The following is a 16,942-nucleotide window of genomic DNA, read 5'->3' on the forward strand; positions in this document are numbered from 1 at the left end:
TGAACCGTGAGACACGACCAAACAAAAGGGAGCCCTCGGCTCCCTTTTTCACGACCATCAGGCTGGTCGTACAGCCTGCTCAAGCTGCCAATTCAGGCTTATAGCGCCGCCAGAAAATCGATCAGCTGCTGATTGACGAAGGCCGGATTTTCTAGCGACGAGATGTGGCCAGCCATCGGGATCTCCCTGAACGGGCAACCCAGCACCTCAGCCATCAGATAGCCCTCCAGCACCGGACGGGCCTTGTCCTCGCAGCCGGTCATCACCAGTGCGGGAGTGGTGATCTCCTCCAGCCACTCGATACGATCTTCGCGGGTCACAAAGCTGCGGCCCACCGCCACCATGGCGGCAATCTTCTCGTTTGGCCAAGCGGCCAGACGCGCCTTGAAACCACTCATCAGCGCCTCATCAGGCTGATTGGCAAAAAAGAGCGGCGCCACCTGTTCGATGATGGGCGCCGGCACGGTGCCGAGCTGCTCGATCATCGCCAGCATGCCGAGGTAGCGCTCGCAGGTGATCTGCGGTTCCAGGCCGACAAAACTATCCATCAGCACCAGCCCCTTAAGGCGGTTTGGCACCATGCGCGCCAGCTCCACACCCCACATGCCGCCGATGGAGAGGCCCACCAGTAGGAACTCGTCAACCCCGAGGGCATCGAGCAGCGCCAGGTGATCCCGCGCCAGAGTCGCCAAGGTGCAGCTACCTTCGGGGAGCAGGTCGGAATCACCGTGGCCCCACAGCTCGGGGACGATGCAGCGATAGCTGCCCTTGAGCGCCTCGATTTGCGGCGCCCACATGGCGCTGTCCCACAGATAGCTGTGACCAAACAGCAGTACCGGCCCTTGCCCTTCGTCCAGATAGGCCATCCGACGGCCCGCTATCTCCATAAAATGCTTCATGTTATCTCCTGTTGCCAGCGATGGGCGGGCAGTGTATCACGTCCCCCTTGGCAGGTGACGCCTCCCTGGTGCAAGCTGGCAGTGACTCAAAGAAGTCACCCATGAAAGGATGCCAAAAGGAGAAGCCCATGGCGAAGGAGAAGAGCAAGAAGCGGCCGCGTCTGGACAAGAAGTGCTACGAGCACCACCTTGCCCATCTGCAGGAGGAGCTGGTCAAGCTGCAGGAGTGGGTCAAGCAGGAGGGGTTAAAGGTAGTGGTACTGTTCGAAGGACGGGACGCCGCCGGTAAAGGGGGCGTCATCAAGGCGATTACCGAACCGCTCAACCCCCGGGTCTGCCGGGTCACGGCGCTGCCCGCCCCCTCCGATCGAGAGCGCTCCCAGTGGTACTTTCAGCGTTATGTGGCCCACCTGCCCGCCGCTGGCGAGATGGTGCTGTTTGACCGCTCTTGGTACAACCGGGCCGGAGTCGAGCGGGTGATGGGATTTTGCAGCGACGCCGAGTATCGCGAGTTTCTGCGCGCCTGCCCCGAGTTTGAGCGGATGCTGATCCGCTCCGGCATCACCTTGATCAAATACTGGTTCTCGGTCAGCGACGAGGAGCAGGAGAAGCGCTTTAAGGAGCGGATCAACACCCCTATCAAGCGCTGGAAGTTCAGCCCGATGGATTTGCAATCCCGGTCACGCTGGGTGGAGTACTCCCGCGCCAAGGATGACATGTTCACCTACACCGACACCGAGGATTGCCCCTGGTTCGTGGTGGAGGCAGATGATAAACGCCGTGCCCGCCTCAACTGCATCGCCCATCTGCTGAGCAAGGTGCCCTACGAGGCGATCCACTACGAGCCCATCAAGCTCCCCCCCATCAAGACCGAAGGGTATGAGCGCCCGCCGCTGGCCAGCCAGACCTTTGTGCCCGATATTACCGCCGAACTCGAGGCTTGAACCGGGTTACCTTGCCTATCTGCGAGTTCAAATCGCAGGCAATAAAAAGCCGGTCTGACGACCGGCAAAAAGGCATTGATTATTAAGAAAGGAAAACCGGCACAACAAAAAATCAGGTACGGATATATTTGGCGGTACGGGGGAACGCCTGCTCCTTGGCATCGAACAGGTAGCAGGCTTCGGCCGGGATACCCACGCTGTAGGTCTGACCGGTCGCCACATCCACATCCGAGGTAGCCTTGACGGTAAAGTCGTGACCATCCACATCCATATAAACGAAGGACTCGGCCCCCAGGTGCTCGGCCACCTGCACGATCCCGCTCACCTTGCTGTGCGCATGGGGGTGATCCAGCGGCATCAGGTGCTCGGGGCGAATACCCAGCTCCACCTTGTCACCCACAGCGCCACTGCGGGCATCGACCCGGGCACGCACGGTATCGCCAGAGGTCAGCTTGACCAGGCACTCCTGCTCGCCAATCTTCAGCAACTCGCCCGCCAGGAAGTTCATCTTGGGAGAGCCGATAAAGCCCGCCACGAACTTGTTGTCCGGGTTGTGGTAGAGATCCAGCGGTGAACCGAACTGTTCCAGGTTGGTGGCAGCTTCGGCCTTGAGCGGGCTCAGCACCACAATCTTGTCGGCCAGGGTCATCGCTTCCACCTGATCGTGGGTCACGTAGATGATGGTGGAGTTAAGCTCTTTGTGCAGCTTGGCGATCTCGATCCGCATCTTGACCCGCAGCGCGGCATCCAGGTTGGAGAGCGGTTCGTCAAACAGGAACACCTGCGGCTGCTGCACGATGGAGCGACCGATGGCGACCCGCTGACGCTGACCACCGGAGAGCGCCTTGGGCTTTCTGTCCAGCAGCGGCTCGAGACCCAGGATCTCGGCGGCGCGCATCACCCGCTTGTGGATGTTCTCTTTGTCCATCTTCTTGAGCTTCAGACCAAAGGCCATGTTCTCGTAGATGTTCATGTGCGGATAAAGGGCGTAGGACTGGAACACCATGCCGACGTTGCGCTCTACCGGCGGCACGTCGTTCATGTAGCGACCACCGATGGTCAGCTCACCGCTGGTGATGTCTTCCAGACCCGCGATCATCCGCAGCAGGGTGGATTTACCACAGCCGGACGGGCCGACGAAGACGATGAACTCGCCCTCCTTGATGGAGAGATTGATATTGCGCAGGGTGTCCTTGTGAACAGCCGGATCGTAATTTTTGCGAACGTTGTTGAGTACTACTTCAGCCATGACGAGCTCCGCTCTTGAATCTTTGCAAATCGTGATAGCGGGGGGAGTCAGCTCCCCCGGCCATAAACTTAACCTTTCACACCACCAGCAGTCAGACCGCCAACCAACCAGCGCTGTGCCAGCAGGAAGACCACTGTGATGGGGAAACCGGAGAGCACTGCGGCCGCCGCGAAATCACCCCACAGATAGTTCTGCGGATAGAGGTACTGCTGGGCCCCGACCGCCAGGGTCAGATTGTTCACATCCTGCAGCAGGATGGAGGCCATGGGCACCTCGGTAATGGAACCGATAAAGGCCAGAATAAACACTACCGCCAGGATGGGCACCGACAGGGGCAACAGGATCAGACGGAATGCCTGCCACGGGGTCGCACCGTCGATGGCCGCAGCCTCCTCCAGGGAGGAGTCGATGGTCTCGAAGTAGCCCTTGATGGTCCAGACGTGCAGGGCAATCCCCCCCATGTACGCCAGGATCAGGCCACCGTGGGTGTTGAGACCGAGCCAGGGGATGTAGTCACCAATCTTGTTAAATAGCGCGTAGATGGCTACGAGTGCCAGCACAGCCGGGAACATCTGGAAAATCAGCATGCCCTGCAGGATGGTGGACTTGCCACGAAAACGCAGGCGGGCAAAGGCGTAAGCACAGGTGGTGGAGAGCGTCACGATCATCAGGGCAGTGATGCCGGCGATCTTGATGGAGTTCCACAACCAGGTCAGCACCGGGAACGGCGGCGGCGTGATGCTGCCGTCAGCGTTGGTGATGGACATGCCCAGCGCCAGCTTCCAGTGATCCAGCGTTGGATTGGAGGGGATGATCTCCCCTACCGCGAAGTTACCGTTACGGAACGAGATGGCGATAACCATGATCAACGGGAAGATGATCAGCGCCAGGAAGCCCCACATGACCAGGTGGGTTGCCCACACCCGGTATTTGACTGATTTGGGTTGTACGATTGCCATGTTGAAGCCTCCTTACAGCTGCTTGTCGGCTTTGGACAATTTCAGGTTGAGCAGCGCCAGCGCACCCACGATGAGGAAGATAGCGGTGGCGATGGCACTGGCCAGACCGTAGTCCTGACCACCCGATCCCTGGAACGCAATCCGGTAGGTATAACTCACCAGCAAGTCGGTGGTACCGGCCGGGGTGCTGGCGCCGATGATGTCGGGCGCACCATTGGTCAACAACTGGATAAGCACGAAGTTGTTGAAGTTGAAGGCGAACGATGCAATCAACAGCGGTGTCAGCGGCTTCATCAGCAGCGGCACGGTGATCTTGAAGAAGTTCTGCACCGGACCGGCACCGTCCATGGCTGACGCTTCATAGAGATCTTCCGGAATGGCTTTGAGCAGGCCCATGCAGAGGATCATCATGTAGGGGTAGCCGAGCCAGGTGTTGACAATCAGGATCATCACCTTGGCCAGGAAGGGGTTGGTATACCAGTCCGGCTTGATGCCAAACGCCGCTTCCAGGAACATGTTGATCTCACCGAAGTTCTGGTTGAACAACCCCTTGAACACCAGGATGGAGATAAACGCCGGGATCGCATAGGGCAGGATCAACATGACCCGATAGAAACCGCGCCCCTTGAGCTCTTCCCACTGCACCAGACAGGCCAGCACCATGCCGATAGCCAGGGTGAAAGCGACGGAGCAGGTTGAGAAGATCACGGTCCAGATGAAGATCTGCAGGAAGGGTGACTGGATACCCGGATCGGTGACGATGCGCGCGAAGTTCTTCCAACCGACGCTCACCACAAAGCCCGGAGCAATACCCTTGCCGACAAACTGACCCTGTTCGTCGATGTACTGATAGAAGCCGGTCTCGCCATTGGGCAGCATCAGCTCGCCATTCTGGGTATCACGCAGCAGGTTGCTGTCTTTGATCACCACGCCGGACTTGAGCACGGCACCATCCATCAGACGGGTGTAGTGCTGCTTCTGGGCGGCAAACTTGCGCAAGCCGCTCAGGGTCAGGTGGGTACCGCCATCCGGCAGCACCAGATCAAGGTCACTCAGGTGAGTACGATGCTCAACAATGGCGCGGATCGGTGCGGCCTTGCTGGCCGCTTCGCCGGTGAAGGGCTGCAGCTCGACCACTTGCTGGGTGTTCTGCACACGGCCCTCGCGGGACGCCAGCTCACGGACCTTGTTGGTCATCAGGGAAACAGGTTGGCTGATAAAGGATTGATCATCCTGTGTCAGCAGCAGCTGGAACTGGCCGTTGTCGCCACCCAGCAGGGTAAAATCGAATTCACCGCCCGCCACCTTGTAGGTTTTCTTCAGGTGGTAGTCCCGCGCCTGCTCCACGGAGAGCAAGTTGGACCCCGAATAGTTGGTGAAGGCAATGCCAATGGTGTAGGCAAGAGGGAAGATGATAAACACAACCATGCCCGCAACACCCGGAAAGATGTAGCGATGGGCATAGGTCTTCTTGTTCATGAAGACATACAGACCGACGGAAACCACCACCAGATCCAGCAGCGCGAATACCCACTCGCCACTGGCGTACATCATCACGGCTGCGTAGCCGTTGAGGATGGCAACCAGGGCCGCTATGGTCCACTTAAGCCAGGTGTGCTTATCCTTCGGACCGGCATAGGACTCAACAGAAGGTACTACTTCCATGCCAATTAACCTTTATAACGCCAAGAGAGATTTGAGAGAGTGGGAGGCCATGACGGCCTCCCGGGTAGTGCGTGCTTACTGAACGATACGCTTGGCAGCGGTATCCAGTGCTTCGTCAACACCCTGACGACCGGAGGTCACGTTCTTGAGGGCAGTTTCGAAGGAAGACCAGAAACGGCTCATCTCGGGAACGGATGGCATCGGCTCGCCAGCCTGGGCGTTCAGCATGGTGGCCTTGATGTGCGGATCGGATTCCAGGGTCTTCTGGAAGGATTTCAGCGCAACGGCACCCAGCGGCTTATCGGCGTTAACCGGCGCCAGACCGGCATCAGTCAGCAGGTAGTTTTCCAGGAACTCGATAGCCAGATCCTTGTTCGGGCTGGCGGCGTTGATGGTGGCACCCAGTACGCCAACGAAGGCTTTGGCCGGCTTGCCGTTCAGGGTCGGCAGCGGCGCTACGCCGTACTTGATGCCGCTCTTGTCCAGGTTGCTCCAGGCCCAGGGACCGTTGATCATCATGGCCACTTCGCCCTTGTTGAACTTGGCGTCCATCACACCGTAGTCGATGCCTTTTTCCAGGTGACCGGACTTGATCATCTCGGAGATGTAGCCCACGCCCATCTTGGCACCTGCGTTGTTCACGCCGGTATCTTTAACGTCATAACCGGTAGCGGTTTTCTTGAAGGCGTAACCACCGTTGGCAGCCACCAGCGGATAGCTGAAGTACGGGGTGTCATAAGCCCACATGATGGCGCGCTTGCCGTTTTTCTTCAGAGTCTCGTCAATCTTGGCGATCTCTTCGAAGGTTTTCGGCGGCTCGGGCAGCAGGTCCTTGTTATAAATCAGGCTGACTGCTTCCATGGCAACCGGGTAGCCATAGGTTTTGCCATCAACAGTCATGGCATCCCATGCCAGCTGTTCAAATTTGCCTTTGGTGGCAGCGTTCGGCGTTACCGGAACCAGCAAACCGGCTTTGACCCACTCACCGTAACGGTCGTGAGCCCAGAAGAAGATGTCCGGGCCGTTGCCAGTGGCGGCGGCTTGCTGGAATTTCACTTCAACCTGATCCGGGTGAGCCACAGTAACCTTGATGCCGGTTTCTGCTTCAAACTTCTTACCCACTTCAGCCAGACCGTTGTATCCCTTGTCACCGTTGATCCAGATGGTCAGCTGGCCTTCATCGATGGCAGCAGTAGCAGAGCAAGCGACGCCAAGAGTGGCCAGACCGATCAGGGATGACAGCAATTTCTTTTTCATGAGCCTTTCCTTGTATTAGTTCCGCGCTGTAAGAGCATTGTGTGCGAGATGAATATTATCCCAAGCGGCAAACGGCTCACATGACGCAACTCGCATTTTTGAAATGCAATTACGTATTTCCTTCCAGAAAGTTTTGAAAACATTTTCTTATTTCAGGGAATTACGGCCATTTATCGGCTTAATTCCAGACAACCACAGAATAATAATTACCAAAATGAAATAAAATTTCATGAGTGAAAGGGTTTTCACCTCAATGAAAACCCTTTCAGATGGTTTATTTTGTTTGATTTGTTAACAAAGTACCGCGCCAGTTTCGAGGTCTGCCCGGGCGCAATAAAAAAAGAGACCCCGCCGGGGCGGAGTCTCTTTTTGCCAGAAATGACGACTTGATCACACTCGGGAGCATGACTACGACTGGCGCAGCAGCTGATCCTTGAGATTGGGCGGCACACCCTTGATGGTCAGGGTGTCGGTCTGGGGATCGTAAAAGATCCGGCTGTTCAACAGCTTCTGCTCAAAGCTCAGAGTCAGACCGCCGCCGGAGCCAACAAACTTGGTCAAACCACGCAGGGTAGAGCGATCCGCCGGGAAGCGCTCTTCCAGCTCATACTCCTGACCGATAAAGCTGTAAAAATCGAGGTCACCGTCGCCAGGCAATTCTGCAGACAACTCCTTGATTTCGATCTCTTCACCGGCACTCGCCTGTTCGGTGCAATATTTGAAGACCTGCTTTTTATAGTCATTGCGCTCGGTCGGCTCGAGCTGACGACTGTCGCAATAATCTTCGACCGCCTGCAGCAAGCCTTTATTTTGTACCTTGGCATCCATGCCCTCGCGGGCACCCAGCAGATCCATAAAGAAGTCGCCCAGTTTGCGACCAATGCGCCCCTTGCTGAAGGTGATATAGCGGCGCGAATCAGGTTGGGTTTTCCATTCGGTCAAATCAATGCGGGCCACCAGATTGAGTTTGCCGATATCCAGATACTGGATATGGCGCAATTCCAGCGCTTCGCTGACGGTGACGCTCTCCTTGCCCTCCAGCAGGGCAATCAGCAGATAATCGACCCCGACGTAGTTATATTTTGCAAACAGCAGCACCCCCTGCTCATCGAGGGCGTGCTCCACCAGCTGCTTGACCAGCATCTGGGTCACAGTGACCGAGAAGGGAACGAATTCGGTCTGCTCGGCGAGCAGCTGTTCGAGGGCGATACGAAACGCGGGTGAAGGCTGCTTGGGAGCCTCTTCACCGTCGGCCAGCTCGGCGACGGCGGCCTCGGGGTCGGCAAAGAAGCCAAAGCCCTTGCCACCCTTGCCGTTGTAGATCCGATGCAGTTCCGCCATCAGTCCCTGTACCGCCTCATCAGGGGGCAGGGTCTGGCTGCGGGTATCGGCGTGGGGTTGACCATCGCCGCCCTGGCGCAAGGAGTGAAGAATGATCTTGTCGATATCGAGACTCATGTCACAAAGCCATAGTGTTAGCCGAAAGGGTGAAGTATTATAAGGCGCTTTGAACCGAGATGAACTGAAGATTATGCCTATCGTATCAAAGTACAATAACGAGCAATTTGACGCCCTGATGAACGACCTGATCACCGCGCTGGAAAAGCATAAAGCGCCGGTAGATCTCAGCCTTATGGTGCTTGGCAATCTGACCACCAATATCATCAACGGTATGGCACCGGCCCAGCGCCAGGCCATCACTGAAAAGTTTGTCCAGGCCCTGACCGCATCGGTCGATAATCGCCACGACGCACACTGAGTCCCCGACTCTGTTGATTTGACGTTTCTCAACGCAGATGGATCACTATGGTCGAAACCGGTAACCCCTATCGTGATAATGTCTCTCGCCTGATCACCTGGGGGCATTGGTTCTCCTTCTTCAACATTATTCTGGCCATGCTCATCGCCACCCGTTATCTGGGTGCCATCAGCTGGCCATCGACCACGCTTGGCGTGATCTATCTCGTTGTAAGCTGGATTGGCCACTTCTCGTTTTTGAGTTTTGTCACCTACCTGTTGACGATCTTCCCGCTCAGCTTCGTGCTGCCCAAGGAGAAGTCGTTGCGGTTCATCTCGGCCATCGTCGCTACCCTGGCGCTGGTGCTGCTGCTGATCGACACCCAGGTATTCCGGCTGTTCAAGTTCCACCTCAACAGTCAGGTATGGCAGTTGCTGCTGGATCAGGCGCAGACCGAAGAGGGCTCAATCTGGAGCATCATCTTCGTTGCCGTGCCCACCATCTTCCTGCTGCAACTGCTGCTGTCGGCCTATGTCTGGCGCAAGATCAACAAGCGCAAGCGCCGCCAGTACGGCAATCAGGTGGGGCTGGCCCTGCTGATCTGCTTTATTCTGACCCACGTGGTCAACAGCTGGGCGGATGCGACCCTCTATCAGCCCATCACCATGCAGAGAGCCAACTTCCCCCTCTCCTACCCTATGACGGCCCGCTCCTTCCTGGCCAAACATGGCTGGCTGGATCTGGATCAGTACGAGAAGCAGGCGGCCTCCCAGGGTGATAACAGCGACAGCCGGATGCACTATCCGCTGCGCCCGCTCAACGTCAACGCCCCCCTGACTCACAACAATCTGCTGATTGTGGTGGTCGACTCATTGCGTTTTGACATGCTCAACAACATCAACATGCCCAATCTGCAGCGCTATGCGGATCAGCATCTGACGTTCCGCAATCACCTGAGTGGTGGCAACGACGACCTGATGGGGATGTTCAGCCTCTTCTACGGGTTGCCCGGTCACTACTACAAGGACATCAGCAGCGACAAGCGTCCGCCGGTGCTGTTCGACGAGATGCTGCGCCAGGATTACCAGTTCGGGCTGTTCGGCGCGATGGAAGATGCCCAGAAGTATCGCAAGAGCATCCTCGCCGGTCTGCGCAAACAGGTGTTTGTCTCCGAGCAGAGTGACGATGGCAAGCTGCTGACCGACTGGCAGCAGTGGCTGGAGAAGCGCTCTCCCGAGCGTCCCTGGTTCTCGCTGGTCTATCTCTCGAGCCCCGGCGACTACCAGTTGCCCGCCACCATGAAGGGGCCGTTCCAACCGGAGCTTGCCAACTTCAATCCGGCGACCGCCTATCGGGCGGAGAACCTGCAAAAACTGGAAAACCGCTACAAGAACTCGGTCTTCTATACCGACCAGTTGCTTGAGCAGATGCTGACCAAATTGCAGTCGCAGGGGATGGACAGCAACACCATCGTCGTCATCACCTCCAACCACGGTCAGGAGTTCAACGACACCCGCAGCAACAGCTGGGGCGCAGGCAGCAACTACTCACCCTATCAGGTGCAGGTACCGCTGGTACTGGCCTGGCCGGGGCGCGGTAGTGACGTTCGGGAACAACCAAGCAGCCATTTCGATCTGGCGCCGACCCTGATGCAGGGGATGCTGGGCGTGCGCAATCCGGCGCGCGATTACAGCGTTGGCCGCTCGCTGTTTGATACCAGCCCGCGCAACTGGCTGCTGGCCGGGGATCAGAATGACTTCGCCATCTATGAAGGGGACACCATCACCCACTTCAACAAGCAGGGTGACTTCGAACTGCTGGAGCGCAACAGCTATCGCCCGATCAAGCACGGCACTCCGGATATGGGCGCCATGATCCAGGTGATGAACGAGCTGAACCGCTTCTATCGCAACCAGTGAAGCGCCCGTTGATGGCTTGATACCATAAAAAACGCCCCGAATTCGGGGCGTTTTTCGTTGTATAGCCGGGCCACGTTCACGACTGTTAGCCACCCCACCCTTGCGGGTACTTGTAGCCGACGAAACGCTTGGCTGCATAGGCTTTGAAAGCCGCCGAGTTGTAGGCCGCCGCCACATCTTTGGCAAACGGCTGATCCGCATCTGCGCTTTTCACCACCACCCAGTTGATAAAATCGTAGCTGCGCTCCAGAAACAGTCCTTCAGTGAACGGGATTCCGCTGGAGGCGGCAAAATTACCGTTGATCACCGAAAAGTCCACATCCTCCCGCGAGCGGGGCAACTGCGCGGCTTCCAGCAGTACCAGCTTGAGATTGTGCGGATTGTTCACCACATCAAACTCGCTCGCCTTGAGCGGGTTTATCCCCTCCTTGAGAGTGAGCCAACCAAGATCCTGCAGCATCAACAGCGCCCGCGCCTGATTGGTAGGATCGTTGGGGATGGCCACCGTGCTCCCCTGTTGCACCTTGTCGAGTGCTGCCAGCTTGCCGGAGTAGAGCCCCATCGGACCGGTTGGCACCTGGGTAATGGGCGCCAGCAACAAGCCGCGATCTTTGGCAAAACTCTCCAGATAGGGTTTGTGCTGGAAGCAGTTCACATCCAGTGATCCGTCAGCCAGAGCAATATTGGGAGTCACATAGTCGGTGAACTCCACCAGCTTGACCTTGTACCCCTTGGCCTCCAGCTGCGGCTTGATGGAATCGGTCACCATGTCGGCAAAATCCCCCACCGTGGTACCAATCACAATCTCCTGTTTGGTCGGCAAGGGCGCATCGGCGGCAACCGCGGAAAAAGAGAGGCTCCCGACCGCCATCGCGGCAATAAAGGTGCTGGCGCCAGCAGTGGCGCGCAAGGAAGCAGTCAAAGGAGAAGATAAGAAGGAACGAAACGGCATAGGGACTCCCTGTCAGGTACGCATCAAGCTATGGGACTGCGGCGGGGTGGCTCTCAGAGATTAGGCCCCTCAAATCGCAGCAATCTAGCCATCCAAACGGCTATTTTAATTACCATAACAGAGCCATCCACCGCCGCCAAGCAATAAACCGCTGGTTCCACCTCATCACCCTTGCTGTCACCCCCGAATGCATAGCTGCACTCACGTTGGCACACACAACCATGCCGCTCACGTTGAAGAGCGCACAAGCTCCCCTCGGGATTGCCCCGAATCGAGATGGCTGCGGCGAAGGAGAGTCGCGAGAGGAGTGAATTACAGATAAAAAGATCAGTAGTGGGCTGTGAGAACCATTCTCAATAGAACACATAACCAGTGTCATTGGAATACCTACCACAAACTGAATCGGATTTCTTTGAACCTCATTGCGTTTTTTGAAAATGGCTCTTTTTGAACCCCTGTCACCCGTGTATAGATTTCCGTCGCACTCAGGATGAGTGCGATCCAAGATGGAGTTAAAAAAATAATGAAGCAAACATCGTTAGCACTGGCGATCACAGCACTGCTGTCGACCCTGCCCAGTGCGCTCGTTCAGGCAAATGAAGGTTGTGCGCCGCTCACCGGCAAGGAGAGCGGCATGGATATCGGACGCAGCAGCACCGAGCGCTGCCTGCCAGGTGCCAATCCCCTGCAGGATCAGCAGTGGTATCTGCTCAACAGCGGTCAGGATGGATTCAGCGCCCGTGGTGGCATAGCGGGCAATGATCTCAACCTCTGGTGGGCTCATCGCACCGGTGTGCTGGGCCAGGGAGTCAATGTGGCCGTGGTGGATGATGGCTTGGCTATCGCCCACCCGGATCTGGCGGAGAACGTGCGCCCAGGTTCGAAAAACGTGGTGACCGGCAGCGATGACCCGACACCGACCGATCCGGATTCGGCCCACGGCACCTCGGTCTCCGGCATCATTGCAGCGGTGGACAACGCCATCGGGACCAAGGGGATTGCCCCGCGAGCCCAGCTGCAGGGGTTCAACCTGCTGGATGACAACAGCCAGCAGTTGCAGAAAGATTGGCTCTACGCCCTTGGCGACAGCGATGCCAGCCGCGACAACCGGGTGTTCAACCAGAGCTACGGCATGAGTGTGGTGGATCCCCGCTCAGCCAACTCTCTGGATCAATCCCAGCTTGATCGTCTGTTTGAACAGCAGACCCTCAAGGCGCAGGGCGCGGCCTATATCAAGGCCGCCGGCAACGGCTTCAACAAGATAGCGGCGGGCGGCTATGTGCTTAACCGCACCGGCAATGGTCCTAAATTGCCGTTTGAAAACAGCAACCTCGATCCCTCCAACAGCAACTTCTGGAACCTGGTGGTGAGCGCGCTCAACGCCGATGGCGTCAGATCCTCCTACTCCAGCGTCGGCAGCAACATCTTCCTGAGCGCAACCGGCGGCGAGTACGGTACCGACGCTCCGGCGATGGTGACCACGGATCTGCCCGGCTGCGACATGGGTTACAACCGCACCGACGATCCCAGCACCAACCGGCTGCACGGCAACCCGCAACTGGATGCCAGCTGCGACTACAACGGCGTGATGAACGGCACCTCCTCCGCCACCCCCAGCACCTCCGGCGCCATGGCGCTGCTGATGTCCGCCTACCCGGATCTGTCGGTACGTGACCTGCGGGATCTGCTGGCGCGCAGCGCAACCCGGGTCGATGCCAAACATCAGCCCGTGATGGTCAGCTACACCAGCAGCACCGGCAAGGTGCGTGATGTGAAAGGGCTGGAAGGGTGGGAGCGCAATGCCGCCGGCATGTGGTTCAGCCCGACTTACGGTTTTGGTCTGATCGACGTCAACAAGGCCCTTGAGCTGGCAGCCAATCACCACCCCCTCCCCCCGCTGGTGCAACTGCCGTGGCAGAAGATCAATGTCACCGGCAGTGCCGCCGCCATTGCGGATGTGGGCAACAGCCCGACCAGCTCGACAACCCGCATTGCCACACCGTTGACGGTAGAAGCGGTTCAGGTGATGGTGAGCCTGGATCACCAGCGTCTACCCGATCTGCTGATCGAACTGGTCTCCCCCGCTGGCACCCGCAGCATCCTTCTGAGCCCCTTCAACAGCCTGGTCGGCCAATCTCTCGACCAGCAGCAACTGGGCTTTGTGCGAACCAAGGGATTGCGCGACATGCGGATGCTATCCAACAAGTTCTACGGCGAATCGGCGCAAGGCACATGGCGACTGGAAGTAACCGACGTTGCCAACGGTACCCGTCAGGTCTCTCTGCTCAATCGCGAGACCCGTGAGCGTACCACCCTGACCGAGCGCAACAATCGCCAACCGGGCAAGCTGATCTCATGGTCCCTGCGGGTCCTGGGTCACGATGCCAACCGCAGCTAACACGCTAGGAGTATTACCATGAACAAACCTGTTACCTTGCTTCTGGCAACCCTGCTGGCCCCCCTCTCGGGACAGCTCTGCGCCCAGGAGTCCGTCACCATGGATGGCAAACAATACAGCACCATAGAGGTGAACGGCCAGACTTACCTCATTCCCGACAACGGCAGCAAGAAGCGGGTCGCCCGCAGCCTTGACAGCAAGGTCCCGCAACAGACCCTGCGCCGCGGTGACGTGTTGATGCAAGGGGCCGCCAGCCCCGAGCTGACTGTAAGCGGCACCCTGCTGGTGGAAGCTGACGATGCCAGCGCCAAGGCGCTGGCGACTCGCCACGGCATGAACTTCAAGCAGAGCAGCGGCGGCATTGCCCTGCTGGAGGCCAAACCGGGCAGCGATCTCAACGCCATCGCCACCAAGCTCAAGAGCGAAGGGGTGAATGTGCAGATCGAGCTGTCGGGGGCCGAACAGCAGCCGAAATAGGTCGCGACAGACAAATAACAAAGGGGGCCATCATGGCCCCCTTTCTGCTGCTCATTTTGACAGTGACTTACTTGGCACCATGCTGCTCCGCCAGATAGAGCCAGGTATCGACCACGGTATCGGGGTTGAGAGACACCGAATCTATCCCCTGCTCCACCAGCCAGGCGGCAAAGTCCGGGTGATCGGATGGCCCCTGACCGCAGATCCCCACGTACTTGCCCGCCTTGCGCGCGGCCTGAATCGCCATCGCCAGCAGTGCCTTGACCGCCTCGTTGCGCTCGTCGAACAGGTGGGCAATCAGCCCCGAGTCCCGATCCAGCCCAAGGGTGAGCTGGGTCATGTCATTGGAGCCGATGGAGAAGCCGTCCACGTGCTCGAGGAACTTGTCTGCCAAGAGGGCGTTGCTCGGGATCTCGCACATCATGATCACCTTGAGCCCCCGCTCGCCGCGGCGCAGACCGTTCTCGGCCAGGATCTCGATCACCTGCTCCGCCTCGCCCACGGTGCGCACGAAGGGGATCATCACCTCGACGTTGGTCAGCCCCATCACATCGCGCACCCGCTTGATCGCCTCGCACTCGAGGGCAAAGCAGGGGCGGAAGCTGTCGGCGATGTAGCGGGATGCGCCACGAAAACCGATCATCGGGTTCTCCTCGTGGGGCTCGTAGCCACGACCGCCCACCAGATTGGCGTACTCGTTGGACTTGAAGTCCGACATCCGCACGATCACCCGCTCCGGCCAGAACGCAGCCCCCAGAGTGGCGATCCCCTCGGTCAGCTTGGCCACATAGAACTCCCGCGGGCTGTCGTAACCGGCGATCATCTTGCCGATGGTGGCCTTGAGCTCTGGCGTTTGCTGGTCAAACTCCAGCAGCGCCTTGGGGTGCACGCCGATCATCCGGTTGATGATGAATTCAAGGCGTGCCAGCCCCACGCCTGCATTAGGCAATTGGGCAAAGTCGAAAGCGCGGTCCGGGTTGCCGACGTTCATCATGATCTTGATGGGCAGGCGCGGCATATTGCCCACCTCGGTCACCGCCACATCGAAGTCCAGCTCGCCGTCATAGATAAAACCGGTATCCCCTTCCGCGCAGGAGACGGTGATCCGCTGGCCCGGCTGAATATGGTCGGTGGCGTTGCCACAGCCCACCACCGCCGGAATGCCCAGCTCGCGAGCGATAATGGCGGCGTGACAGGTGCGGCCACCCCGGTTGGTGACGATGGCGGAGGCCCGCTTCATGATGGGCTCCCAGTCCGGGTCGGTCATGTCGGTGACCAGCACATCGCCGGGCTGCACTTCGTCCATCTGGCTGATGGATGAGATGACCCGCGCCGGACCCGCGCCAATCTTGTGGCCGATGGCCCGCCCCTCGATCAGCACCTTGCCCGCTTGCTTGAGAGCAAAACGCTCGAGGGTGTTGGCCTCCTGACGGCTACGCACGGTTTCCGGGCGCGCCTGCACGATGTAGAGCTGGCCATCCTGCCCATCCTTTGCCCACTCGATATCCATCGGGCGGCCATAGTGCTGCTCGATGATGAGGGCCTGTTTCGCCAGCGCCATCACCTCCTCATCGCTGATGCAGAAGCGGCTGCGCTCGGCCTCATTGGTGTCGACAATCTTCACCTGACGGCCGTGACCGGCATCGTCCGAATAGGTCATCTTGATAAGCTTGGAGCCGAGGGTCTTGCGCACCACCGCCGGGCGGCCCCCCTTGAGAGTAGGCTTGTGCACATAGAATTCATCCGGGTTGACCGCGCCCTGCACCACCATCTCGCCAAGACCATGGGCGCCGGTGATAAAGACCACGTCGTTGAAACCGGACTCGGTATCCAGAGTAAACATGACGCCGGAGGCAGCGAGATCCGAGCGCACCATCCGCTGCACCCCTGCCGAGAGGGCAACACCCTTGTGGTCGTAGCCCTGATGCACCCGATAGGAAATAGCACGATCGTTGAACAGGGAAGCAAACACATGCTTGACGGCAATCATGACGGCGTCGATGCCGCGCACGTTGAGGAAGGTCTCCTGCTGGCCGGCAAAGGAGGCGTCCGGCATATCCTCGGCGGTGGCAGACGAGCGCACCGCAAACGAAGCCTCGACACCGGCACTCAACTTCTCATAGGCCACCCGGATCGCCTGCTCCAGCTCGCTCTGGAACGGGGCTTCAATCACCCAGTCACGGATCTGCTGGCCGGCCCGGTTGAGGGCGGCAATGTCGTCCACATCCAGGCTGTCGAGCAGATGGTGGATCTTGCCGTTGAGGCCGCTTGACTCCAGAAACTCGTTAAACGCGTAGGCGGTGGTGGCAAAGCCCCCCGGCACGGATACACCGGCACCAGAGAGGTTGCTGATCATCTCGCCAAGGGATGCGTTCTTGCCGCCAACTCGTTCTACGTCCTGCATTCCGAGTTGCTCGTACCAGAGTACGTACTGTTGCACTTGGATGTCTCCAGGTTGGTGGGCACCGATGCCATAGCACCTCGT

The 16,942-nt window shown here is 58.4% G+C and carries 13 protein-coding genes; 5 read left to right on the forward strand and 8 right to left on the reverse strand.

The annotated features are described in order from the left end of the window. Positions 1–98: 98 nt before the first annotated feature. Positions 99–899: an alpha/beta fold hydrolase gene (locus AACR14_RS05030; RefSeq protein ID WP_019445369.1), complete on the reverse strand. Its 801-nt coding sequence runs from the start codon at positions 897–899 to the stop codon at positions 99–101. 128 nt (positions 900–1,027) lie between these two features. Here AACR14_RS05030 and ppk2 point away from each other — a divergent pair, with 128 nt between their 5' ends. Then, a complete protein-coding gene (gene ppk2 / locus AACR14_RS05035; RefSeq protein WP_005361444.1) occupies positions 1,028–1,843 on the forward strand; it encodes a polyphosphate kinase 2 in 816 nt (271 codons plus the stop codon). 112 nt (positions 1,844–1,955) lie between these two features. On the opposite strand, the gene AACR14_RS05040 is transcribed toward ppk2, so the two are convergent. From AACR14_RS05040 to yejK, 5 genes are all read right to left on the reverse strand, one after another. Next, a complete protein-coding gene (locus tag AACR14_RS05040; RefSeq protein WP_019445370.1) occupies positions 1,956–3,092 on the reverse strand; it encodes an ABC transporter ATP-binding protein in 1,137 nt (378 codons plus the stop codon). 68 nt (positions 3,093–3,160) lie between these two features. After that, on the reverse strand, positions 3,161–4,051 hold the full coding sequence (gene malG, locus AACR14_RS05045) for a maltose ABC transporter permease MalG (RefSeq protein WP_005333868.1): 891 nt from the start codon (positions 4,049–4,051) through the stop codon (positions 3,161–3,163). A 12-nt stretch (positions 4,052–4,063) separates the two neighbouring features. Continuing rightward, the gene (malF, locus tag AACR14_RS05050) at positions 4,064–5,716 is read right to left on the reverse strand and encodes a maltose ABC transporter permease MalF (protein WP_019445371.1); all 1,653 of its coding nucleotides are present in this window, start codon (positions 5,714–5,716) and stop codon (positions 4,064–4,066) included. 75 nt (positions 5,717–5,791) lie between these two features. Then, entirely contained in the window at positions 5,792–6,973 is a 1,182-nt protein-coding gene (malE, locus tag AACR14_RS05055; RefSeq protein WP_005333871.1) for a maltose/maltodextrin ABC transporter substrate-binding protein MalE, read from the reverse strand. A gap of 408 nt (positions 6,974–7,381) precedes the next feature. After that, complete coding sequence (gene yejK / locus AACR14_RS05060) at positions 7,382–8,431, reverse strand: nucleoid-associated protein YejK (protein WP_019445372.1); 1,050 nt, start codon at positions 8,429–8,431, stop codon at positions 7,382–7,384. Between the two features lie 73 nt (positions 8,432–8,504). On the opposite strand from yejK, the gene AACR14_RS05065 reads away from it, so the two are divergent. Together AACR14_RS05065 and AACR14_RS05070 are read left to right on the forward strand one after the other, a co-directional pair. Then, positions 8,505–8,732, forward strand: a complete 228-nt coding sequence (locus AACR14_RS05065) for a YejL family protein (protein WP_005333874.1) — start codon at positions 8,505–8,507, stop codon at positions 8,730–8,732. A gap of 47 nt (positions 8,733–8,779) precedes the next feature. After that, positions 8,780–10,630, forward strand: a complete 1,851-nt coding sequence (locus tag AACR14_RS05070) for a DUF3413 domain-containing protein (protein WP_019445373.1) — start codon at positions 8,780–8,782, stop codon at positions 10,628–10,630. A gap of 85 nt (positions 10,631–10,715) precedes the next feature. Here AACR14_RS05070 and AACR14_RS05075 read toward each other — a convergent pair whose 3' ends face one another. Further along, positions 10,716–11,501, reverse strand: coding sequence for a MetQ/NlpA family ABC transporter substrate-binding protein (locus tag AACR14_RS05075; RefSeq protein WP_050547825.1), 786 nt, complete (start codon positions 11,499–11,501; stop codon positions 10,716–10,718). Positions 11,502–12,105: 604 nt separating this feature from the next. Between AACR14_RS05075 and asp the strand changes: the two genes are divergently transcribed. Both asp and AACR14_RS05085 read left to right on the forward strand, forming a co-directional pair. Next, positions 12,106–13,980 (forward strand): serine protease Asp, encoded by a 1,875-nt coding sequence (asp, locus tag AACR14_RS05080; RefSeq protein ID WP_019445375.1) that lies wholly within the window; start codon positions 12,106–12,108, stop codon positions 13,978–13,980. 18 nt (positions 13,981–13,998) lie between these two features. After that, positions 13,999–14,457, forward strand: a complete 459-nt coding sequence (locus AACR14_RS05085; protein ID WP_019445376.1) for a serine protease chaperone — start codon at positions 13,999–14,001, stop codon at positions 14,455–14,457. A 67-nt stretch (positions 14,458–14,524) separates the two neighbouring features. Here AACR14_RS05085 and ppsA read toward each other — a convergent pair whose 3' ends face one another. Then, positions 14,525–16,897, reverse strand: a complete 2,373-nt coding sequence (gene ppsA, locus AACR14_RS05090) for a phosphoenolpyruvate synthase (protein ID WP_019445377.1) — start codon at positions 16,895–16,897, stop codon at positions 14,525–14,527. Between the last annotated feature and the right edge of the window lie 45 nt (positions 16,898–16,942).

This window comes from Aeromonas sp. 159, assembly GCF_963862045.1.
Taxonomy (GTDB): Bacteria; Pseudomonadota; Gammaproteobacteria; order Enterobacterales; family Aeromonadaceae; genus Aeromonas; species Aeromonas veronii.